The sequence below is a fragment of the Arthrobacter sp. 10L430 genome, from assembly GCF_056395245.1.
This window is the reverse complement of record NZ_JBFTJD010000021.1, coordinates 19534-40087: the sequence shown is the minus strand read 5'-3', so window position 1 is coordinate 40087 and position 20554 is coordinate 19534. Positions and strand designations below refer to the sequence as shown.

The 20554-nt window shown below is 66.5% G+C and carries 16 protein-coding genes; 10 read left to right on the top strand and 6 right to left on the bottom strand.

Translation table 11 applies throughout. The annotated features are described in order from the left end of the window. Positions 1-144 precede the first annotated feature (144 nt). Positions 145-951 (bottom strand): D-glucuronyl C5-epimerase family protein, encoded by an 807-nt coding sequence (locus AC1DDG_RS16515; RefSeq protein ID WP_476876874.1) that lies wholly within the window; start codon positions 949-951, stop codon positions 145-147. A gap of 448 nt (positions 952-1399) precedes the next feature. Here AC1DDG_RS16515 and AC1DDG_RS16510 point away from each other — a divergent pair, with 448 nt between their 5' ends. Beyond that, complete coding sequence (locus AC1DDG_RS16510) at positions 1400-1942, top strand: DoxX family membrane protein (RefSeq protein WP_476876873.1); 543 nt, start codon at positions 1400-1402, stop codon at positions 1940-1942. A gap of 91 nt (positions 1943-2033) precedes the next feature. Here the strand turns inward: AC1DDG_RS16510 and AC1DDG_RS16505 are convergent, their stop codons facing one another. Then, on the bottom strand, positions 2034-2957 hold the full coding sequence (locus AC1DDG_RS16505; protein ID WP_476876872.1) for a phosphatase PAP2 family protein: 924 nt from the start codon (positions 2955-2957) through the stop codon (positions 2034-2036). A gap of 103 nt (positions 2958-3060) precedes the next feature. On the opposite strand from AC1DDG_RS16505, the gene AC1DDG_RS16500 reads away from it, so the two are divergent. Then, the gene (locus AC1DDG_RS16500) at positions 3061-3456 is read left to right on the top strand and encodes a hypothetical protein (RefSeq protein WP_230118965.1); all 396 of its coding nucleotides are present in this window, start codon (positions 3061-3063) and stop codon (positions 3454-3456) included. A 158-nt stretch (positions 3457-3614) separates the two neighbouring features. Here AC1DDG_RS16500 and AC1DDG_RS16495 read toward each other — a convergent pair whose 3' ends face one another. The 4 genes from AC1DDG_RS16495 to AC1DDG_RS16480 form a co-directional block, all read right to left on the bottom strand. Next, positions 3615-3875 carry a hypothetical protein gene (locus AC1DDG_RS16495; RefSeq protein ID WP_476876871.1) on the bottom strand — a complete coding sequence of 87 codons (261 nt, stop codon included), beginning with the start codon at positions 3873-3875 and terminating at the stop codon, positions 3615-3617. 109 nt (positions 3876-3984) lie between these two features. Then, positions 3985-4428, bottom strand: coding sequence for a hypothetical protein (locus AC1DDG_RS16490; RefSeq protein WP_476876870.1), 444 nt, complete (start codon positions 4426-4428; stop codon positions 3985-3987). 106 nt (positions 4429-4534) lie between these two features. After that, positions 4535-5359, bottom strand: coding sequence for a response regulator transcription factor (locus AC1DDG_RS16485; protein WP_476876869.1), 825 nt, complete (start codon positions 5357-5359; stop codon positions 4535-4537). Beyond that, complete coding sequence (locus AC1DDG_RS16480; RefSeq protein WP_476876868.1) at positions 5356-7056, bottom strand: sensor histidine kinase; 1701 nt, start codon at positions 7054-7056, stop codon at positions 5356-5358. The genes AC1DDG_RS16485 and AC1DDG_RS16480 overlap by 4 nt, the downstream gene beginning before the upstream one ends. Positions 7057-7592: 536 nt before the next feature. Here AC1DDG_RS16480 and AC1DDG_RS16475 point away from each other — a divergent pair. The 8 genes from AC1DDG_RS16475 (at position 7593) to AC1DDG_RS16440 (ending at position 20549) form a co-directional block, all read left to right on the top strand. After that, positions 7593-9173, top strand: a complete 1581-nt coding sequence (locus tag AC1DDG_RS16475; RefSeq protein WP_476876867.1) for a BTAD domain-containing putative transcriptional regulator — start codon at positions 7593-7595, stop codon at positions 9171-9173. Beyond that, a complete protein-coding gene (locus tag AC1DDG_RS16470; protein ID WP_476876866.1) occupies positions 9166-10590 on the top strand; it encodes a sensor histidine kinase in 1425 nt (474 codons plus the stop codon). The genes AC1DDG_RS16475 and AC1DDG_RS16470 overlap by 8 nt, the downstream gene beginning before the upstream one ends. Positions 10591-10988: 398 nt before the next feature. Continuing rightward, positions 10989-11645, top strand: coding sequence for a class I SAM-dependent methyltransferase (locus AC1DDG_RS16465; RefSeq protein ID WP_476876865.1), 657 nt, complete (start codon positions 10989-10991; stop codon positions 11643-11645). A 158-nt stretch (positions 11646-11803) separates the two neighbouring features. Continuing rightward, positions 11804-12781, top strand: a complete 978-nt coding sequence (locus AC1DDG_RS16460) for an o-succinylbenzoate synthase (protein ID WP_476876913.1) — start codon at positions 11804-11806, stop codon at positions 12779-12781. A gap of 146 nt (positions 12782-12927) precedes the next feature. Continuing rightward, the gene (locus AC1DDG_RS16455; RefSeq protein WP_476876864.1) at positions 12928-15039 is read left to right on the top strand and encodes a copper-translocating P-type ATPase; all 2112 of its coding nucleotides are present in this window, start codon (positions 12928-12930) and stop codon (positions 15037-15039) included. A 153-nt stretch (positions 15040-15192) separates the two neighbouring features. Further along, positions 15193-17286, top strand: coding sequence for a PhoX family protein (locus tag AC1DDG_RS16450; RefSeq protein WP_476876863.1), 2094 nt, complete (start codon positions 15193-15195; stop codon positions 17284-17286). A gap of 444 nt (positions 17287-17730) precedes the next feature. Next, positions 17731-19410 (top strand): 2-succinyl-5-enolpyruvyl-6-hydroxy-3-cyclohexene-1-carboxylic-acid synthase, encoded by a 1680-nt coding sequence (menD, locus tag AC1DDG_RS16445; protein ID WP_476876912.1) that lies wholly within the window; start codon positions 17731-17733, stop codon positions 19408-19410. Between the two features lie 170 nt (positions 19411-19580). Next, positions 19581-20549, top strand: a complete 969-nt coding sequence (locus AC1DDG_RS16440) for a hypothetical protein (protein WP_476876862.1) — start codon at positions 19581-19583, stop codon at positions 20547-20549. The last annotated feature ends 5 nt before the right edge of the window (positions 20550-20554 follow it).

Sequence of the window (20554 nt, the reverse complement as noted above, 5' to 3'; positions counted from 1 at the left end):
GGTGGCAGCGCGCTGGAGAGCCAGTGGAGGCTGTGGTGGGCTATATTGTGGGCTTCGGGGCAGGGGTTGTAAAGCTGAATTCGCAACCGGGCCGCCCAAGTTGGGTGGGGCGGGCCGGTGGGAGGGCTGCCCAGCGGTGGCCGCTTACCCCGCGTAGTCCGCTTTCAGCAGGGCTGACTGGTTCGCAAAGATGGAGTCGCCGGTCTGGCGGCCAAGGATGGCCAGCTGGCTGATCACACCCTTGTGGTAGGACGCGGGAGTCCGCCACACGTACTGGCCGAAGGCGCTGGCCGCGTACCACGAGATGCTGCCGGGGCGCCGGTAGACATTGAAGTGGTCCCGGATGGCTGTTGCTGCGGTGTTGAACATGAACTGGGCGGTGGGATTCTTCGTGAGCCGGTAATAGTCGTAGGCTCCCCAGGCCGCGTAAATGTGTCCATTGACCACGTGTGAGGAGGGAATGTCCTTGCCTACATATTCCTCGAACCACATGTATATTTTGCTGCCCTCAAGGACCTGGTCCTGGAACCACGGCTGGCCGTTCCGTTTCGGCACCTGATAAGACTTGAAAACGCGGTCGGCGTTCGTTTTCCAATAGGTGTTTCCGGTGGTCTCATAAAGATTTACGAGCGTTGAGAGCATCATTCCCTGGGCCATTCCCGAGTACCACGGACGGCCCATGTCGATCTTGTTTCCCGGGGTGTGCCGGAAGTTGTAGGGAAACCACGTGGCCCCGCTTGCATCCGAGAACGAGCCCGACAGGATGTACCGGGTGGTGGCCTCGGCACGCCGGAGATACTCCCGGTTCTTGGTCACGCGGTACGAAGAGAGCATCTGATTGATGAACCAGGCGCTGTTGACCGGGTGATATACCACCACGTTGTTGATCTTGACCTGCACCACGCCCTGGCTATTCACCGTGCCCCACGTTGTGGCGGTTAAAGGGACCACGGAGCTGCCAATGTACGGCGATCCGAGTGCCGTGTTTATGGTGTAGCCGGCATTTGCATGAGTGAGCTTGACCGGCGCCGCCTGGGATGACACCCCGGCTGCCAGGAGAATTGCTGCCACCGCAATAAGAGCCGTTAAGGAACGTGAAACACCACGGAAGCGCAATGAATTTCCCCCATTATTCAAGTCAAGATGCGCCAATGCTAGCAAGGTTATTCCGCAATTTAGCAACTGCTTCCCGGGACGCGTACGCGATGCTTTTCCGACGGCGGCGAGTCCCGCCGTCGGGCTTGCCGGAAGCGTACGGTTACCCGTTGCCAGCACGGCGGGGGGCCTCACCGGCCGGCTGACCGCCCAAGTTTTCCCCAAGCGGGCGCCCGCACACTTCAAACACACTTCGCTGGGGACTGCCGGGCACCGCGTCCGGCTGAGTGAGGAAGGAGCTCCGATGTTTTATGAAAGCAGCACCAGACGCCGCTCGGAAATACAGCCCGGCGGCATAGCGGCACCACGCGGCCCGGGACTCGCGGCCAAGGCACACAAGTGGGAGACGGCGGCTTGCCAGGCACTCAGACCGGTGGCGCTGCGGCTCCTGCGGGTAGTGCTCGGCGTGGTCTTCATCTGGTTCGGCGCACTGAAGGTCACCGGCAACTCACCGGTGGCCGGACTGGTCGCCAAAACTCTGCCGTTCGGAAACGACCAGTTGGTTGTGAGCGTGCTGGGAACAGGGGAGGCGCTGCTCGGAGCCATGCTCATGGCCGGAGTCTTCATTCGCCTGACACTGCTGGTCATGGCCCTGCACCTGGCCGGAACGTTCGCGACCTTTGTCATGGTCCCCGACGCCATGTTCAGCCAGGGCGACCCCCTGATGCTGACCGCCAGCGGCGAGTTCGTGATGAAGAATGCGGTTCTTATCTCGGCGGCCCTGGTTCTTCTCGCCCATACGGGCCGGGCCGGCTCTTCCCCTGAGACCGTCCCCGCGCCTAGCTGACAGTGGCAGCACGCGCCGTTTTCAGCGGCGAGAACGGCGCGAGCTGCCACTTAACCGGACTGCCACTTACCGGGCACGGCGGGACGTGCGGCTACCGTCCTGCCGGTTCCCGCCGTCGTGCCGCGTAGGCGAACAGCGACGTCGTAGCCACGGTGGCCAGGTAGCCGGCGATCACGATCAGTGAAATCCCGGCCCAGAAGTAGTTGGTAGTGCTGCCCTCCTGGCCCGGCAGCGGCGCGATCTTGACCAGCGAATACATAGCCACAGCGGCCGACACCAGCCCCAGCACCACGGGAAGCCCGATCCACAACCGCGCGGACGCCCAGTGCCCGTTGAACCCGTCCCAGACATTCCATTCGTGGCTGCCCGTGCGGATAATCAGCCAGCCCGCCGGAATCATGAAACAGCCCACCAGCAGGAACGCGGCCACCACATCGGCGGGCCGGTGCCACTGGTTCACCAGCGTGGACATCCCCGACGCAATCGCGAAACTCCCGCCCACGAACCCCGCCAGCGGCCGCCAGCGCGGTGACGCCATTAGGAACACCGCCGCCGCCGCCGACGCCGCCAGAGTGGTGTGTCCGGACGGCAGCGAGTTCAGCTCGAGCGTCTCCACGCCCCGGTACGGCCGCGCCGGCAGCAGGTCCTTGAGCACCTGCGTGGCGATGTTCGCGCCGACGCACGCCACCACCGCAATGCTCGCGGCCCGCCAGCGTCGGTGTATCACCGTGACCAGAAGAACGACGACGGCGGCCATCACCAGAGAGATGGTGGGCAGCCAGTCCAGGAACTGGGTGGTGACCTTGCCCGCCGGCCCGTGGATGGCCACCGCCTCCACCAGGGCGGACTCGTCGATGAACTGCCCGGTGGTGGTGCGGACAAAGTAGTAATATGTGGCCGCGAGCCCGGTCATGCAGGCCAGGGTGGCCACTGCAAAGAGGAAGCCGGTGCCCCTGGCGAGGCGCATCCGGCCCGCGGGCTGCTGGCGTCTGGGGTTCCTGAGCTGGAAAGTCATCGTAACAAGGGTGTCACAGTTTGCTGGGAGTCGCCTGTCTGCCGCCGCCGCAAAAGTACGACTTGCAGCGCTGGGGAGCCCGGCCGACGGATAGAGTTTGGGCATGGCCGGATTCGTGGATGCACTGGGCCCCATCCTGGAAATGATGACGTGGGTGGGGTTCGTTCCTGGGGTGCCGCTGCTCGTGTGGGGCCTGGTCATCAGCCGGCGGCGATGTGTCTGGACCAGCACGACGGCCGAGGTATACACGGCCGGAGGATTCACCGGATTCCGCTGGACCGACCATGACAACGTTTCACGGCAGACGCTCGTGGATGCCGACGTGGCGGAAGGAAGGGTGGCAGGAAACGCAGTGAAACTCCACTACGACGTCTGCCACCCATCCCGCTGGGGCCTCGGACCGCCCAAGCACGACAACACTGTCCTGATCCTGGGCTGGATCCTCACCGGCGTCGGCATCCTGAGCACAGTCGGAGGATTCCTGCTGCTGCTCTTCTAGGATCTGGTGTTGTCCAGTTCCTGCCGGGCCGGCCGAATGGCGGTGCAGCCCGGCGGAGGTCGCGTAACTCCCTGGCCGCGCCGAGGGCCTGCCAGTGGACGGCGCCGGCCTGCAGGGGCCGCGCCGTGCGGCCGGGCCGCACCGGCCGCACGTCGTTATTAAGTGTGCGAATCGAGCCGTGCGCCGTGCCCGGCCGGGCCCGGCGAGTTCCCGCCGCGCCGGTTCCTGTCCCGGAGATGGTCCAGCAGCGCCTGCTCGGGATGCCCCGGATTCTCTGCCAGATGCCGCAGCAGCCGGCGCCGGACTTCGGAGCGGGGATCGGCGGTGGCCAGCACGCCTTGAATAATGTCCAGGACCTGCTGGTGCAGTTCCGAATCGTCGATCGTGACAGTCGAAGGCTGGCTGTTCGGTACTCCCACGGTATATCCCCAACGCTCCTGCGGGATTGGCTCGTGCAGATCCCGAACTTCCCTGTGCATCCCGGGCTCCTTCAGCTGAGGGGAAGCTGATCCGGGGTGCCGCCGCTGGCTAGTAGTCATGGCCTGCCCCGCTGTCGTCGAAGGGGACATGGGAAGTGGGGTCGTCGGTAGGGGCCACGGCTGGGGACGTGATCTGGGTCGGGTCAACGCGCTGAACAATGCCGGAATCCGGATCGGTGGCAGGGCTGCTTTCCTGCGGCTGCGCCGGCTCGGCCAGCCTGGTCGCCGTGGGGATCGGCGTCGAGGATGCGGGATTGAGCGGCGCGGACTTGAGGTTCGGCGAATTGGGCCGGGCGGACGCGGACGGTTTGCCGAGCGGAGCCACGCCGGGATGCCTGGTGAGGCCGTCACCATGGACAGCAGAGCGCGGATCTGGTTCGCGCACCACAACTCCGGAATACTTTTCGTCAGGTGCCCCGACGACTGCCTGACTCCACACCGAAATGCCGGCAAGCGCAACCAGCGGAATGCTCAGCAACGACCATTTCTTCATCGCTCCGCCTTCCCTCACCGGTCCGCCTTCCTTGCTGTTGATTCCACTCTGCGATGCGAAGGTGAAGCGCGGATGAGACCTGCATGAGAGTCCTCTCATGCAATGGCTAGACCGGCGCAGACTCCTGGCCATTTGGCTCACCGTTGCGCCGCGTTCCTGATGTGCCGCCGTCGGCGTTTTCCCCGCCGGGACCCTCCGGGGCGCTCCCGTCGACCTCGGCCTCCGTGGGGCTGGTGCCGTCGGGCGGGAGGGACTCCGGCTCGCCTGGCAGACGCATGAGCCGGTAACCCACACCCCTGACCGTCTGGATGCGCTCCTGACCGAGCTTGTGCCGCAGATACCGCACGTAGACGTCCACCACGTTGGACGACCCCTCGAAGTGATAGCCCCACACACGGCTCAGGAGTTGTTCGCGGCTCAGCACGCGGCCGGCGTTCTCCATGAAGGTCCGCGCCATGACGAATTCCCGGGCGGACAGGTCGATCACGCGTCCGCCAATTCCTGCCGTGCGGAGGTTGATGTCCAGGGTCAGATCCCCGTAAACAAGCGCCGGAGTGGGCGCAGCGGTCGCCGTGCCCCGGAGCCGCAGCTTCACGCGGGACAGCAGCTCCTCGAACCGGAAGGGCTTGGTCATGTAGTCGTCCGCCCCGCCCTCAAGCGCGGCAACGGTGTATTCCAGGCTGTCCGCAGCCGTCAGCACGATCACCGGAACCGTGGAGTGCATGGCCCGGAGATTCCTGAGAACGGCGAGGCCGTCCATCCTTGGCATACCGATGTCCAGGATCAGGAGGTCGAACTCGCCGGACGTGGCATAGTCCAGGGCCTTCACGCCGTCAGCTACCTGGGTGGTGGTGTAACCCGCCGCGGTGAGCCCCTTTGCGAGGAACGCTGCGATGCGGGGCTCGTCATCGGCGATCAGAATCCGGGTCACTGAGTGCCTGCCGTGCTGGCCACCACCGCAGGGCCCGACGCCGGTCCAGCCAGCCGCGGTTTGGCGGCGGGGGCCGCTGTGATTGTCTCAGCATCGCTGATTTCTTCTTCGGTGCCGTCGCCGCCCCCGGATGGAATACTCAGCACGAAGCGGCTTCCCTCGCCCACGGCCGATTCCAGCCGAACCGTTCCGCCGTGCGCCTCAACAATGGCTTTGACGATCGAGAGGCCCAGCCCCGAGCCCTCGGTGCCGGCAGAATTGTGGCCCTTCCCGAAGCGTTCAAAGATGTGCTCGTGCTCGTCCGCCGGAATGCCGGTGCCGGTGTCCGCCACCCAGATTTCGAAGTCCTTAGCCGCGCCGGCCCGCGCGCCGTAAGCCATGCCGCCGTCGTTCTCTTCCCAGGCCGCCCCTACCGAAATCCGGTCCGCCTCCGATGTGTGTTTCACTGCGTTCGCCGCGAGCTGTTCCAGCGCTTGGGTGAGCCGGCGGCGGTCCGCATGGATGAGGCCGCCGGGCTTGGCGTCCAGCTGCCAGTGCCGCGGGCCCAGAACCTTGATCCGGTTCAGGATGTCATCCAGGAAATCGTCGGCTTCGATCCAGTCCGGGGAGACAAAATCCGGACGGCCGCTACGGGCGAGGATCAGCAGCTCGTCCACGAGCGACTGCATCCGGTCCAGCTCATCCAGGAGCAGGTCGCGGGTCTGGCCGACGTCCTCGGGATCGCCGGCGTTGAGGAGTTCCAGGTAGCCGCGGATGATCGTCATGGGCGTCCGGAGCTCGTGGCTGGCATCGTGCACGAAGCGGCTCTGGTTCTCGAAGCCGGACTCCAGCCGCTCCAGCATATGGTTGAAATTCTTGGCCAGCTGGGCAACGTCATCCGTGCTGGCGGGGACCTCGACCCGTTTGGTCAGGTCTTCGAACGTTGTGGCCTGCGTGGCCTCCCGCAGGCGCCGGACGGGACTGAGCAGCCGCCCGATGACCATCCACCCGACAACTCCGGCAAACAACAGCGTGGCGGCCGAGGCCAGGGCATAATTCCACATCGACACGAACACCAGGTGGCGCTGCTTGCCGATCTCGTTGGCTGCAACCAGCAGCCCTTCGTCCTGCGTGCCTTCCAAAGACACCGACGTGATTGCCAGCCGGACCGTCCTGCCGTCGATGGTCGTGTCCCGAAGAACTGTCCGGCCGGGAGCGCGCATGTTCCAGATCCTTTGGATCAGGGGCCCGGAGCTCAGGTTGGTACCCTGCGGCACGGACGGAAGGATGGTGTTCCCGCCCCGGATCGTGGTCATGACCGATTCGTACCCGCCCGGTGTGCCGCTCCGCAGGAACGTGGTGAAAAGGTCATCCAGGCTGCCATAGGAAGCGCCCCCGGAACCCGGCACGCCTTTCTTTGCCAGCGCGTCGAGTTGTGCTGCGGGCTGGCGCAGCTCCGCGTTGACCCTGTTGTTGAGGGCACTGAGCTGGGCGGCGTGCGTGAAAGCCCCCGAGCCGAAAAGGCCCACTCCCATGAAGACCAGAAGCGTGGCCAGCACCCGGAAGCGGACGGAATGGAATTCGGCGCGCAGCTCGGCCCGGACGTCTGACCGCTTTTCTGGCCGCTTTTCCGGCCGCGGGCCGTGGCGCTGAGCCGGCCGCAGGCCTGGCCGCCGGGCAAACCGCAGCCATGACCGATGCTCGCCGTCGGCCTTCACCGTTGTGCCTCTTCTATCTGCGGCGACGGCCGGTGGAGGCGCGGCCCGTACAGCTCTTTACGCACGTGCTTACAGACTTGTCCGCGTAACGGTGCACGCATTTTCTCTCGGGCCGAAGATTTTTTTTGAGTCCAGGGGCCGCCGAAAACACCACGCATTGCCGGGTACTCGGAGTACTTGGTTGTACTGGGTACGGCCACGGTCAGCGTCATGAGGTCACCCATTTCATGCATATCTGGCGGTCCTCCGGGGGTGAGGATCGCATGAACGCCGCTGGGAACTGCGGTAATACCAAACTACGCCTGAGTTCTTGGGAAAAACTTGGCACTTTTGTAAGCCCGGACGCCCCATCCCCAAGGTTTAAGGGGATGTCTGCAGGGGCCAAGCCAAGTGGTCACCCCTCGGCTGCGGAAGCAACCAAGTAGTCCTTTTCCTAAAATTCGAGTACCCGCTACTCGTGCCCGGGCTTGCCTGATTGACAAGTATGAGTCCAAGCCATTCATGGGGAATGCGGTCATGGGGATAGTAGGTGCAAGATGGTTCAGACAGTTGCAGAGGACACTCGCTGGTCAAGGAGGGTGCACGACGACGAGCACTTTCCGGCAGCCTTGGAGGGGGAGGGTGGAGCGCCGGCGCGGCTCTCGATCAGCATCCTGGGTCCGCTCAAGGTCCGCCGCGGAAACGTGGTCATCGGATCCCACGAGCTGGGCGGCCCGAAACCGCGGCAGGTCCTTGAGATCCTGTTGCTCAAGCTCGGAACGCCGGTTTCCAAGAACCACCTGATCGACGTCCTGTGGAACGGCCAGCCTCCTGCCGAGGCCCTGTCCACCCTCGAAAGCTATGTCAGCGTCCTGCGGCGCCACCTGCAGCCGGGTTCCGGCAAGGGCGGAGCGCTCCGGACTGTGACCGGCGGTTACATGATTGACCGCGCCGCGGTGGACCTGGACCTTGACCGGTTCGACGATCTCCTGAAGCAGGCCGGACACGCCGCCCCGGCGGAGTCCTACAAGATGCTTGAGAAGGCACTGGAGATCGCTTCGGTGCCGCTGCTCGGCGATGAGCTCCTGGCAGGCTGGGCCGAAGAGGAACGGGCGCTCCACGCAGCCCGCGTGGCCAGCATCAAGGCCCGGGCCGCCGAAGCCGCCGTCACCGTGGGCCAGCCGGAGCGCGCTGTGGCCCTTGCCAGCGAACTGCTCCTGGATGACCCCATCAACGAAAGGGCCTGGACCGCACTGGTGCTGGGCCTCGAGGAATCCGGACAGTACATGGAAGCCCTTCGGGCGTACGGACGCTGCCGCCGGGTCATGGACCAGGAGATCGGCTGCCTGCCCGGCCGGGCACTGCGCGATGCGCATGCCCGGCTGCTCCAGGCAACCGCGGTGAGCGATGATGAAGCTGCTGACCTGGCCGAAGGGGATTCACCGCTTCCCCCGCTTTCTTCTCAGCGTATGCGGGAGATCAGCATCCTGACCATCGACGACCACAGCACGTTTACCGAGCTGCTCACCGCCGCCCTGGACCGCGAGCCGGACCTGCGCAGCGTGGCCTCGGCCACCACCGCCAAGAGCGGCGTCGAGCAGAGCATGGCGCTCAAGCCCGACGTCGTGATCATGGACTACCACCTGCCCGACGGTGACGGCCTCACCGCCGCTGCCCGCATCCTGGCGGATGCTCCGCAGACGCGGATCGTGATGCTGACCGGCGACCCGACTCCGGATGCGCTGCGCACAGCCGCCTCGATGGGCATCTGCGCCTTCCTTCCCAAGGGTGGCTCGCTGTCCACGCTCCTTGACACGCTCCGGTACGCACGGGCCGGCAACATGGTGGTTCACCCCTCACTGGTGGCACAGCTGGGCATGAGCACTCCGAAGCCCGCCGCGGCTGTCCGCGAAGTTGAGCCGGGCGGTCCGGTGCTGACGCCGCGCGAGCTGGACGTGCTCAGGCTGATGGCAGGCGGTCACGGTTCAAAGGAAGTGGCGAGTAAGCTGGACATCTCGCTCAACACCTGCCGGGGCTACGTGAAGGCAATCTTCGCCAAGCTGGGAACCCATTCTCAGCTCGAATCGGTTATGGAAGCTTCACGGCGCGGCATGCTCGAGCAGCCGTCCAATGGCTAGGCCATCCCTCCGGAGGCCTGTACTGTTCCGTCCGCTGGAATCGCCGGCATCCGAGCGTTCCGAAGTCTTCAAGGCCGTCCGTCGTTTCCTGCTCATGGGTCTGGTGGCCCTGGTTGTGGTGATCACGCCTGTGGCCTTCTGGATCTGGTCCGAGGCCGAGAGACACGCCCTGCAGAATTCGGAGCACTCCACCGAGCAACTGGCGCAGAACGTGGTGGGGCCGCTCCTGGACAAATCAGTGCTGTCCGGAAACCCAGCCGCGGTGGCGCGCCTCGATGCGCGGCTTCGTCCCTGGATGGATGACCGGTCTGTCTTTGAAATCAGGCTCTGGAACAAGAACGGGCGCATCGTCTACTCGGAGGACCCCAAGCTGATCGGGCAGAAGTTCGAGCTGCCCGGGGAGGCCGCCGAGGTGCTGAACGGCGAGGATGTGCCGGCCAACCTGGAAATGCAGAAGGACGAGGTCAATACGCCAGGAGCCTCCACCGAGGAATTGGTTGAGGTCTACGTTCCCGTCACTGCACCCAACGGCGAGCTGCTCGTGTTCGAGGCCTACTACGACGTCGGTGCTGTCCGCCTGGAGCAGGCTGCGGTGCTGTTCGGCATGGCGCCGCCCTTCCTCCTTGCATTGGGTGTGCTGCAACTGGCGCAACTTTTCCCGGCCGTCAGGCTCGCAAAGCGTATCCAGGCCTATGAGGCCGCCCGCAGCCGCCTCCTGCACCGAGCCATTGAAGCCTCGGAACTGGAACGCCAGCGGATTGCGCGTGACCTGCACGACGAAGTGATCCAGGACCTCTCGGGCCTGTCCTACGTGCTGGAATCCGAGGAGCTGCACGGTCCGGTGGGCCAGCGCCAGCTTTTCGCTGATGCCCGGCGCATCCTGCAGGACAACGTCCGGAGCCTGCGCGCGATGACCAGCGAGCTCTACCCGCCGGACCTCAACCGGCTGGGCCTGCCAGGCGCCCTTGCCAGACTGGGTGATCCCCTCGAGGAACGCGGAATCAGCCTCGCACTCGAGCTTCCGGCCAAGTGCGAGCTGGACCGGGACCGTGCCGCCCTGTTCTACCGAGTGGCGCGGGAGGCGCTGGCCAACACGGCCAAGCACTCCAAAGCGGCCAACGCCGAGCTCCGGCTCAGGCAGGACGGGAAACGCTCCGAAATCCGGATCCACGACGACGGCTGCGGTTTTGACCAGAGCCTGGGATCACCCGAGGGCCACTTCGGACTGCGGATCATGCGGGACACCATCGGCGAGGCCGGCGGGACCCTGCAGGTGATGTCGGCTCCCGGACGGGGGACCACCGTGATTGCCCGGTTCGGCGTCGGCGTCGAGTCGGATCTGGCCGCCGACGTCTACGACGACATCGACGACGACGTCCCGGGGGACGTCCCTGGGGTGCCGCAGCCGGTTCCTTAGGATCCCTGGGGGGTTCCTAGGATCCTTGGGGGATTCTGGGATCTCTGGGGGTCCTGAGTGCAGCGGGTGTGCCGCCGTTTTTGAAGGTTTGGGCTTGCTGTGTTGGGGCGCAGCACCTTGTCCTGCTGTCGTGGAATTGCCCGTCGGCTGGATTACGGTCTTGGGGGCCGCGATCCGGCCCGGACCTCCCAGGCCATAACGGCAAGCCCCATTTGCAGGCCAAAAGGCCGTTTCTCGTTCTCCGCTCTGATTTCTACACCAGATTTCTGCACAACATTTCTGCACCATAATTTGCTAGGTCTCAATCGCGGCTCCCTCGTCAACAGAGTGCCGCCCCAAAAGCCGCCGGTCCCTCCAACGACGTGGGGGCCGGCGTCGTTCAAAGAAAGCCCAGTCAAATGACATCGCAGAGCCCGGAAGGTCCCGCTGGACTGCAGCACCCCCGCTTTGCCCGCGCGTACGCACGGGCCGTCGTCGGGATGAACCGCAGAGGAGGCGCCGGCCACCGCCGGCGTCTGTTGTCCGGTTTGCAAGGAAGCGTGATAGAAATCGGGGCCGGCGAGGGGTCATCGTTTGCGCTGTACCCGGAGACAGTAACGGACGTCCTGGCCATTGAGCCGGACGACTATCTGCGCGGACTGGCCGACCGGCGGGCGGCTTCGGCCCCGGTTCCCGTTGTACTGGTTGCGGGATCGGCCGAACACATCCCGGCGCCGGATGCCGGCGCGGATGCGGTGGTCTGCAGCCTGGTCCTCTGCAGCGTTGCGGACCAAGCAAGCGTCCTGGCGGAAGTCTTTCGGGTGCTGCGCCCGGGTGGAACGCTGGCCTTTTACGAGCATGTGCGCTCCAGCCGCCGGATCCTCGCTGCGGTGGAGGACGTGCTGGCGCCCGGCTGGCAGCGGATGGCCGGCGGCTGCCACCCCAACAGGGACACGCTGGAGGCCATCAGTGCCGCAGGATTTCAGGTGAAGGACAACGAGCGTTTCGGTTTCTCCGGTCATCCGCTCGCCCCGCCGGTGGCCCACATTCTGGGGCACGCCAGCCGACCGGAGTGATGGACGCGGAGCGTTCGGGAGGGTTGTCCACATAGCGTGATTCCTGCTGAGGCGGCGGCTTGGGGCACCGGTACAGTGAAGCCATGCCTGCCGAACGGCCTCCCGGGCCTTCCCATTTTCCGTCGCCTTCCGCGCCGGCGTTGCGTTCTCTGGGCGACATGCCCCCTGTTGAGGAGCTGATCGGCGCTGCCCACGTGGTGGTGCTGCCCATGCGGGTCAAGTTCCGCGGCATCCTCGAACGCGAAACGCTCCTGCTAGAGGGACCCGTGGGCTGGGGCGAGTTCGGCGCCTTCCCGGAATACGGCGACGCCGAAGCCTCCCGATGGCTCGCCGCCGCCATTGAGGCCGGCTGGCATGGTTTCCCGGAACCACTCCGGACCAGCATCCCCGTCAATGCCACGGTGCCGGCAGTCCCCGCCGCGCGTGTGCCGGAAGTCCTGGCCCGGTTCGGCCGCGTGGACGCCGTCAAGATCAAGGTCGCCGAGCGCGGGCAGACCCTCGACGACGACGCCGCCCGGGTGGCCGCGGTCCGCGCCGCACTGCCGGACGCCGCCATCCGTGTGGATGCCAACGGAGGCTGGAACGTTCCGGAGGCCGTGGAAGCACTGACCAGGCTGGCTGGGGTCGGATTGGAATACGCGGAACAGCCGGTGCCGGACATCGAGGGCCTTGCCGAGGTCCGCCGCCGTCTGCGCTCGGCGGGTATTCCGGTGCTGATCGCGGCCGACGAAAGCGTTCGCAAGGAAGACGATCCCCTCAAAGTGGCCCGCGCCGGTGCCGCCGATCTGATCGTGGTCAAGGTGGCGCCGCTGGGGGGAGTGCGGCGTGCGCTCAGCATCGTCGCGCAGGCCGGGATGCCCGCCGTTGTGAGTTCCGCGCTGGACACGTCCGTAGGAATCCGTGCGGGCCTTGCGCTCGCTGCCGCCCTGCCGGAGCTGCCCTATGCGTGCGGCCTGGGGACTGTGTCACTCCTGGCCGGGGACGTCACCGCTGATCCGCTGGTGGCTGACGACGGCGCCATCCGGCTCCGTGAGGCCGTCGCCGACGAGGGGCTGCTGGAGCAGTACGCCGCCTCCTCGGAGAGGAGGGAATGGTGGCTAGCCCGGCTCCGCCGCGCCTACGCGGAGATCGAGTGACCGGCGGTCCTTGACGAATATACCCCCCAGGGGTATGTTAATCGTGTTGTCAGTGAAGTGGTTTGTCCAGGCCTCCCGTCACGGGCCGTTACAGCCGTTCAACCCCAGCATCCTCATCACCTCTTTCCGTGAAGGAACGAACTGAAATGCCTGGATCAGACGCAACTACTCACGCGCATTTAGGGCGCGGAACCAACGGCCTCACCGAAGGCCACCCGGACCACGCGATGAATGCCACGCGGCCGGACGGCGATCATGAGGTGCACACGCATGGCCAGCATGCCGGGCACAGCACTGCCATGTTCAAGAACAGGTTCTGGCTCAGCCTTGCCCTGTCCTTTCCCGTCGTCTACTTCAGCCCCATGTTTGGGGACTTGCTCGGCTACATGCCGCCCGAATTCCCAGGATCCACATGGATTCCGCCAGTGCTGGGTACAGTGATCTTCTTCTACGGCGGCCAGCCCTTCCTCATAGGTGGCCTGTCCGAACTCAAGGCCCGGCGCCCCGGCATGATGCTGCTGATCGGCATGGCCATCAGTGTCGCCTTCGCTGCCTCCTGGGCCACGAGCCTGGGCATCGGCGGATTTGACCTCGATTTCTGGTGGGAGCTGGCACTGCTCGTGGCCATCATGCTGCTGGGCCACTGGATCGAAATGCGCGCCCTCGGTTCCGCCCAGGGGGCGCTCGACGCGCTTGCGGCACTGCTGCCGGATGAGGCCGAACGAATCGCCGGCGACGGCACCGAAACCGTCAGCGTCCTGGAGCTCCGGGCCGGCGACACCGTGCTGGTCCGTTCCGGAGCCAGGATGCCGGCGGACGGCACGGTCATCGGTGGCCAGGCTGAATTCGACGAATCCATGATCACCGGCGAGTCCCGGACTGTTCCCCGTGGTGTGGGCGACCCCGTGGTCGCCGGGACTGTGGCTACGGACAGTTCCGTCCGCGTCCGGATCACGGCCGTCGGCGACGACACGGCGCTGGCCGGCATCCAGCGGCTGGTCGCGGAGGCGCAGGCGTCGTCGTCGAAAGCGCAGGCTTTGGCCGACAGGGCCGCGGCCTTCCTGTTCTACTTCGCAGCAGGCGCAGGCGTCATCACGTTCATTGTCTGGACCCTGCTCGGCAGCGTTCCGGACGCCGTTACCCGCACGGTCACCGTGCTGGTCATCGCCTGCCCGCATGCCCTCGGCCTGGCCATCCCGCTGGTCATCGCCATCTCCACCGAGCAGGCCGCCCGCGTCGGCGTGCTGATCAAGGACCGGATGGCCCTGGAAAGCATGCGGACCATCGACGTCGTGCTGTTCGACAAAACCGGCACGCTGACCAGGGGCGAGCCGGAACTCAAGGATGCGGCCAGCGCGGACGGCGTGGGCAGGGAAGAGCTGCTGGGTCTCGCCGCCGCGGTTGAGGCGGACAGCGAGCACCCCGTGGCCCGGGCGATTGTGCGGGCAGCACGGGAGCAGGGACTGCGTATTCCCCTGGCCACTGACTTCACGTCACTGACGGGCAGGGGTGTGCGGGCCGCCGTGGACGGCCGCCTCGTTCAGGTGGGCGGCCCTGCGCTGCTCCGGGAGCTAGGCATTGCGGAAACCGGAGAATTGGCTGAAGCCACCAGCGGCTGGAAGGGCCGCGGGGCGGCGGTGTTGCACGTGGTGGAGGGCGACAGGATCCTCGGAGCCGTAGGCCTCGAGGACGCCGTCCGCGGCGAATCCAGGCGGGCCGTCGCCGCATTGCAGAACCGGGGAATCCGGGTGGCCATGATCACCGGCGACGCCCGGCAGGTGGCACACGCCGTGGCCGCCGAGCTGGGCATCGACGAGGTATTCGCCGAGGTGCTCCCTGCGGACAAAGACAAGAAGGTGGCCGAGCTGCAGGGCCGCGGCCTGAAGGTGGCCATGGTGGGGGACGGCGTCAACGATTCGCCGGCGCTGGCCAGGGCGGAAGTAGGCATCGCGATCGGCGCCGGCACGGACGTGGCCGTCGAGTCAGCGGGCGTCATCCTGGCCGGCAACGATCCCCGGTCTGTGCTGTCCATGGTGGATCTGTCCAGGGCAAGCTACCGCAAGATGTGGCAGAACCTGGTGTGGGCCACCGGCTACAACATCATTTCCGTCCCGCTGGCCGCCGGTGTGCTGGCCTTCGCGGGAGTGGTGCTCTCACCGGCCGCCGGCGCGGTGCTGATGTCCCTGTCCACGATCGTCGTTGCACTCAACGCCCAGCTGCTGCGCCGGCTGAAGCTCAACCCGGCCCGGATCAGCTGACCCGCCGGCGCCCGGCAGTTGCTTCTTCCTGCGCTGCGAACATGAACTTACAGGTATGTAAGTTCACCGGATCTTAACCAGAGCGTCCTCTCACATTTAGTTCTCGCTGGAAGGGTGGCCGGGACCGCATCTCACCCCTTGGAAGGTCTCTCCATGTCTGAAATCCCCGGGCGCAAGTTTGCCCTGCTGCCTATGCTCGGCCACACCAAAGGCAAGCGCAGCCCCGTCACCTGTGCGCTGAAGTGCGACAACGCCTGCTCGGGCGACGTCTGCAACACCAGCTCCAACAGCTACTTCCGTGACATCGCGTCCACCACCCTGTCCCGCCGCGCCGCCCTGGGCTTCGGCGCCGCCGGTGCTCTCGCCGTCGTACTCGGCGGCTCCCTGACTTCTGCCGAAACTGCCGTTGCCGACGGCGGGACCGGCCTGTCGGCTGCCGCGACGAACGGTTACGGCCGTGCCGGCAAGTCCAAGCTTCAGTTCACCGCCATTCCCTCCATCGGCACCGACGTCGACGCCGTGACGGTTCCGGCCGGCTTCACCTGGCAGCCGGTCATCCGCTGGGGTGACCCGATCTTCAACGACGCCCCCGCGTTCGATCTCACGAACCAGACCGCCGCTGCACAGGCGCGGCAGTTCGGCTACAACAACGACTACTCGGACATCCTGGAGATACCGGGCAGCAAGGGCCGCCGCGCGCTGCTCTTCGCCAACCATGAGTACACCAACGAGAACATCATGTTCCCGGCCACCATGCCGGCCGCCGAGATGCGGGCCGTCGGTGCCGCCGCCCACGGGCTGACCGTGGTGGAGCTGGAGCGTAAGAACAAGAACCAGCCGTGGAGCTACGTGAAGGGCGCCGGCCTGAACCGGCGGTACATTAACAGCACCCGCTACGAGCTGACGGGGCCCGTTGCCGGCTCCGCCCTCGTCAAAACTACGGCCGATCCGGCCGGACGCTGGATCAACGGCACGCTGGGCAACTGCTCCGGCGGCACCACGCCGTGGGGCACCGTCCTGTCCGGCGAGGAGAACTTCAACGGCTACTTCGTCGCCCCGGGCACGTCCGCCGCCGATAGGCGCTACGGCCTCACCAACAAGCCCACGGCCCGCCAGTGGGAACTTGATGACCCGCGCTTCGACGCCAACAACCCCGGCTACGAGAACGAAACCAACCGCTTCGGCTGGATCGTGGAAGTTGACCCGTTCGATCCCACCTCCACCCCGAAGAAGCACTCCTCCCTGGGCCGCTTCAAGCACGAAGGCGCCAACGTGATCGTGGCCAGGTCCGGGCACGTGGTGGCCTACATGGGCGACGACGAGCGCTTCGACTACCTGTACAAGTTCGTCTCAAAGAACAAGGTCATCGACGGGAACCGCCGTCACAACATGACGCTGCTCTCCGAGGGCGACCTTTACGTGGCCAAGTTCACCGGCGACGCACCGGCGTCCCAGATCGACGGCTCCGGTTCGGTTCCGGCGGACGGTTCCTTCGACGGCACCGGCGAATGGCTGCCCCTCGTGGTGGGAGGGAAGTCCAAGGTCGCCGGAATGTCTGTGGAGCAAGTGCTCGTCTACACGCGACTGGCCGCGGACAAGGTGGGCCCCACGAAGATGGACCGCTGCGAGGACGTCCAGCCGAGCCTGCACACCGGCAAGGTTTACGTGGCCTGCACCAACAACTCCGACCGCGGCAAGGTGGGCAAGGAAGGCGCCACGGAGGTCAACCCGCGCACCGAAAACCGGGACGGCCACATCGTCGAGATCACCGAGACCGGCGACCAGACCTCAACGAAGTTCACGTGGAACCTGCTGATGGTCTGTGGCGACCCCTCCACCGGCGACGTCACCTACTTCTCCGGCTTCCCGGCAGACCAGGTCTCGGCGATCTCCTGCCCGGACAACCTGGCCTTCGACTCCGTGGGCAACCTTTGGATCTCCACCGACGGCGCCCCCTCCGGGATCGGCAAGGCGGACGGGCTTTTCAAGGTCACGCTGGAAGGCGCCGAGCGCGGCCGCGTGGAGCAGTTCCTCGCCGTCCCGCGCGACGCCGAAACGTGCGGCCCCATCGTCCACGACGACGAACGCACTGTTTTCGTTTCCGTGCAGCACCCGGGCGAGGAAGGCACCTTCGAGGCGCCGCACTCGTACTTCCCGGACTACGTGCCTGCCGGTGCCACACCGAAGCGCGGCCAGGTCCGCGCCCCGCGGCCGTCCGTGATCCAGGTCTTCCGCAAGAGCGCGTAGGGGCTACGCTCCCGACCCTCTCGCACATCCTGCAGGGTTCTGACCGACGCTCTCGCAGGTTCTGTGGGTTTCTGGCCGACCCTCTCGCAGGTCCTGTGGGTTTCCTCCCGACGCTCTCGCAGGTCCTGTGGGTTTCTGGCCGACGCTCTCGCAGGTCCTGCCGGTTTCTGGCCGACGCTCTCGCAGGTCCTGTGGGTGGGGAGGGCGGGATCTGCGGGAGGGTTGGGATGGTGGCAGACTGGTTCGGTGACTTCCGAGGACCAAACCGAGCCTTCCGCGCCCGCTATCTCCAGGCCCACAGGGCCCGTCGCCGGCAGCCCGGCACCTACGAGGCAGGCCCGTGCGGGCAGCGTCAGCATTCCAGCGCACTCCACCCCGCCCGCCGGCCCGGGCAGCGAGACGCACTCCACCCCGCTGGCCGGACCCCAAAGCCGTCTGACATCGATGGCCGCGGCCAGAATCACGGTCGCCGCGCTGCTCGACGGCGGTGTCAGGTACGTGGTGGTCGCACCGGGTTCGCGGTCGGCCCCCATGGCGTACGCGCTGGCGGAAGCGTCGGCGGCGGGCAAGGTGGACCTGCTGGTCCGGATCGACGAGCGTTCCGCCGGCTTCACCGCCCTGGGCCTTGCCCTGGCCACCGGCGCTCCGGTGGCTGTCCTGACCACCTCAGGGACCGCCGTCGGGAATCTCCTGCCTGCGGTCATGGAAGCCAACCACGCCGCTGTGCCGCTCGTCGTGCTCTCGGCCGACAGGCCGGAGGAGCTGCGCGGCACCGGCGCAAACCAGACCACCGTCCAACTGGACCTTTTCGGCGAGCACGTGCGCTTCGCCGTCGACGTCCCAGCCGGCGACAGCCCCCAGCGCGCCGTGGACACAGCCCTCGCCGCCGCCACGGGGGCCTTCGAGGACTCGCCGCCCGGGCCCGTGCAGCTCAACCTTGCGTTCCGCGATCCGCTGGTCCCGGAGGCGGGGGAGCGGCTGCCCGAACAGCGCGGACACGGCACGTTCCGGATCGGCACCGAGCCGCTCACCATGACCCTGACGCATACAACGTCAGATCTGCCCGAGTGCCGCACCGTAGTGCTCGCAGGGCACGACGCCGGGCCGGTCGCCGAGGCGTTCGCCCGCGCGCACGGCCTTCCTCTGCTGGCCGAGCCGTCCTCCAACTCGCGGTTCGGACCGAACGCTGTGGGCCCGTACCGGCTGCTGCTGGAGCACTTCGGCCCCGAGGCGGCGCAGCCGGTCGAACGCGCGGTGGTGTTCGGACGTCCCACACTTTCCAGGCCCGTCTCGGCACTGCTGGCCCGGGCAGACATCCCCGCCGCCCTGTACGAGCCCGTCCCGGTGGCCTGGCACGAGCCGGGCCGCCGCCGCGAAACCCCGATCACAAGCCTGACCGAACTGGCGGAGTTCGCGGGCCGCGGTTCCTCGGCGTGGCTCGACGCCTGGCTGCTTGCGGGGGCCGCTGCCCAGCATGCCATAGACGGCATACTCGCCGACGCCGAAGCGGCGACCGGGCCGTCCGTCGGCGCCCTCGTCTGGCAGCACTCGCGGGGCCAACTGGTCCTCGGCTCGTCCAACGGCATCCGCGACGTCGACCTCGCCGGCCAGCCCGCCCCCGGACCATCGGCCACCGTCTTCGCCAACCGCGGCCTCGCCGGAATCGACGGCACCATCTCCACCGCCACCGGCATCGCGCTCGGCGGCCACCAGGAAACCACCCTGCTGCTGGGCGACGTCACCTTCCTGCACGACGCCGGCGGACTCCTCCTCGGCGCCGGCGAAGCTCAGCCCGACCTGCGCATCGTGGTGCTCAACGACTCCGGCGGCGCCATCTTCAGCCTCCTGGAGCACGGCGCGGTGGCCGAGGCAGGCGGCTACGGAGACGCCGTCGAACGCCTCTTCGGCACCCCCCACTCAGTGGACATTGCGGCACTCGCCGCAGCGTACGGCGTCGGGCACTGCGCGGTGAGTACGACGGCGGGACTCGCCGAAGCGCTTGCCGCACCCTTCGCCGGGCGCACCATTATTGAGGTGCGCACTGACCGGCACGACCTCCGGGCCCTGCACGCACGGATCAAGGCGGCAGTGAGCGCGGCCGTGGCGGGCGTGCTCGCGGACTAGCTTTCCGCCTCTCGACGCGGAAAATACCTGACGCTACGGGAATTCCATGGGCGCGGGGCAATGTGCGCGTCGCGGAGCAAGGTGCGCGTCGTCAAAGGGCGTCGGCCGGATTTCCACATAGCCCCGACTGCCGCTGTTCGGCGCTGCCCAAAGCTGCGATTGTTCCATCCATGACCGAACTACCGCGGCTGATTCTCGCCCGCGATCACATACAGCAGGGGCTGACACCCAAGGACCTCGCGCGGCGCTCCAGTGCCGGTACGCTGGTCAGAATCCGGCACGGCGTGTACGTGGATGGGGTCGCCTGGCATGCCCTCAAACCCTGGGAGCAATACCGGCTACGGGTGAGTGCCGCCGCGGAAACCTGCGGTTCACCCACGGTGTTTGCCCGCCATTCCGCAGCCAGCGTCTGGGGCATCCCCACGGTTGGCCGCCAGGAAGTGGTGCATGCCCTGACTCTCCAGAACGACGGCGGCCGGTCCCGTGCCGGTGTCCGCCGGCACTACGCGGATCCGGCTGGCCTGACGGCGGTCCGGCGCGAGGGACTGTTGGTCACCGGACGGGTGCGCACCGTGCTGGATCTCGCGGCGTTCACGTCCTTTGCCGAGGCCATCGTTCCGCTGGACCACGTGCTCAGGCCGGACAGGGGGAAGGGGCTACCGGCTCTGTCCAAGGAAGCGCTTTTGGCTGGTATCGCTGGAAACTACACGTCCGCGGCCGCCCGCAGGATCGCGACGGCCGTTGATTTTGCGGATCCGCTTTCTGGTTCAGCGGGAGAGTCGTACAGCCGTGCCCTCATGAGCGTTAAGGGCTTTGAGCCACCGGTCCTGCAGTACGAGGTCCGTGATGCGGATGGACTCGTTGGTTACGCAGATTACTACTGGCGCGGCGTCCGGGTTGCCGGCGAGTTCGACGGCGTCGACAAGTACCTGAAGCCGGAGTACCTCCAAGGCCGGAGCCCGTCCCAAGCCGTGGTCGCTGAAAAGTACAGGGAGGACCGGATCCGGGCGACCGGTCGTGCCGTGGTCCGGTGGATCTGGTCGGACCTAATGACCGCCGCGCGACTGGAACGGAAGCTGGCGACGGCCGGCGTGCCCCGTCGTCGTGCCCGTTCAGCGGATGCGCAAATTCCCCCGTGACACGC

Bases quoted from the DNA above. Each gene is read 5' to 3' on its own strand.
- AC1DDG_RS16510 (WP_476876873.1), top strand. From the start codon at position 1,400: ATGTTTTATGAAAGCAGCACCAGACGCCGCTCGGAAATACAGCCCGGC.
- AC1DDG_RS16460 (WP_476876913.1), top strand. From the start codon at position 11,804: ATGCCCCCTGTTGAGGAGCTGATCGGCGCTGCCCACGTGGTGGTGCTG.
- AC1DDG_RS16465 (WP_476876865.1), top strand. From the start codon at position 10,989: ATGACATCGCAGAGCCCGGAAGGTCCCGCTGGACTGCAGCACCCCCGC.
- AC1DDG_RS16490 (WP_476876870.1), bottom strand. From the start codon at position 4,428: ATGAAGAAATGGTCGTTGCTGAGCATTCCGCTGGTTGCGCTTGCCGGC.
- AC1DDG_RS16505 (WP_476876872.1), bottom strand. From the start codon at position 2,957: ATGACTTTCCAGCTCAGGAACCCCAGACGCCAGCAGCCCGCGGGCCGG.
- menD (WP_476876912.1), top strand. From the start codon at position 17,731: ATGGCCGCGGCCAGAATCACGGTCGCCGCGCTGCTCGACGGCGGTGTC.
- AC1DDG_RS16475 (WP_476876867.1), top strand. From the start codon at position 7,593: ATGGTTCAGACAGTTGCAGAGGACACTCGCTGGTCAAGGAGGGTGCAC.
- AC1DDG_RS16450 (WP_476876863.1), top strand. From the start codon at position 15,193: ATGTCTGAAATCCCCGGGCGCAAGTTTGCCCTGCTGCCTATGCTCGGC.
- AC1DDG_RS16440 (WP_476876862.1), top strand. From the start codon at position 19,581: ATGACCGAACTACCGCGGCTGATTCTCGCCCGCGATCACATACAGCAG.
- AC1DDG_RS16470 (WP_476876866.1), top strand. From the start codon at position 9,166: ATGGCTAGGCCATCCCTCCGGAGGCCTGTACTGTTCCGTCCGCTGGAA.
- AC1DDG_RS16455 (WP_476876864.1), top strand. From the start codon at position 12,928: ATGCCTGGATCAGACGCAACTACTCACGCGCATTTAGGGCGCGGAACC.
- AC1DDG_RS16500 (WP_230118965.1), top strand. From the start codon at position 3,061: ATGGCCGGATTCGTGGATGCACTGGGCCCCATCCTGGAAATGATGACG.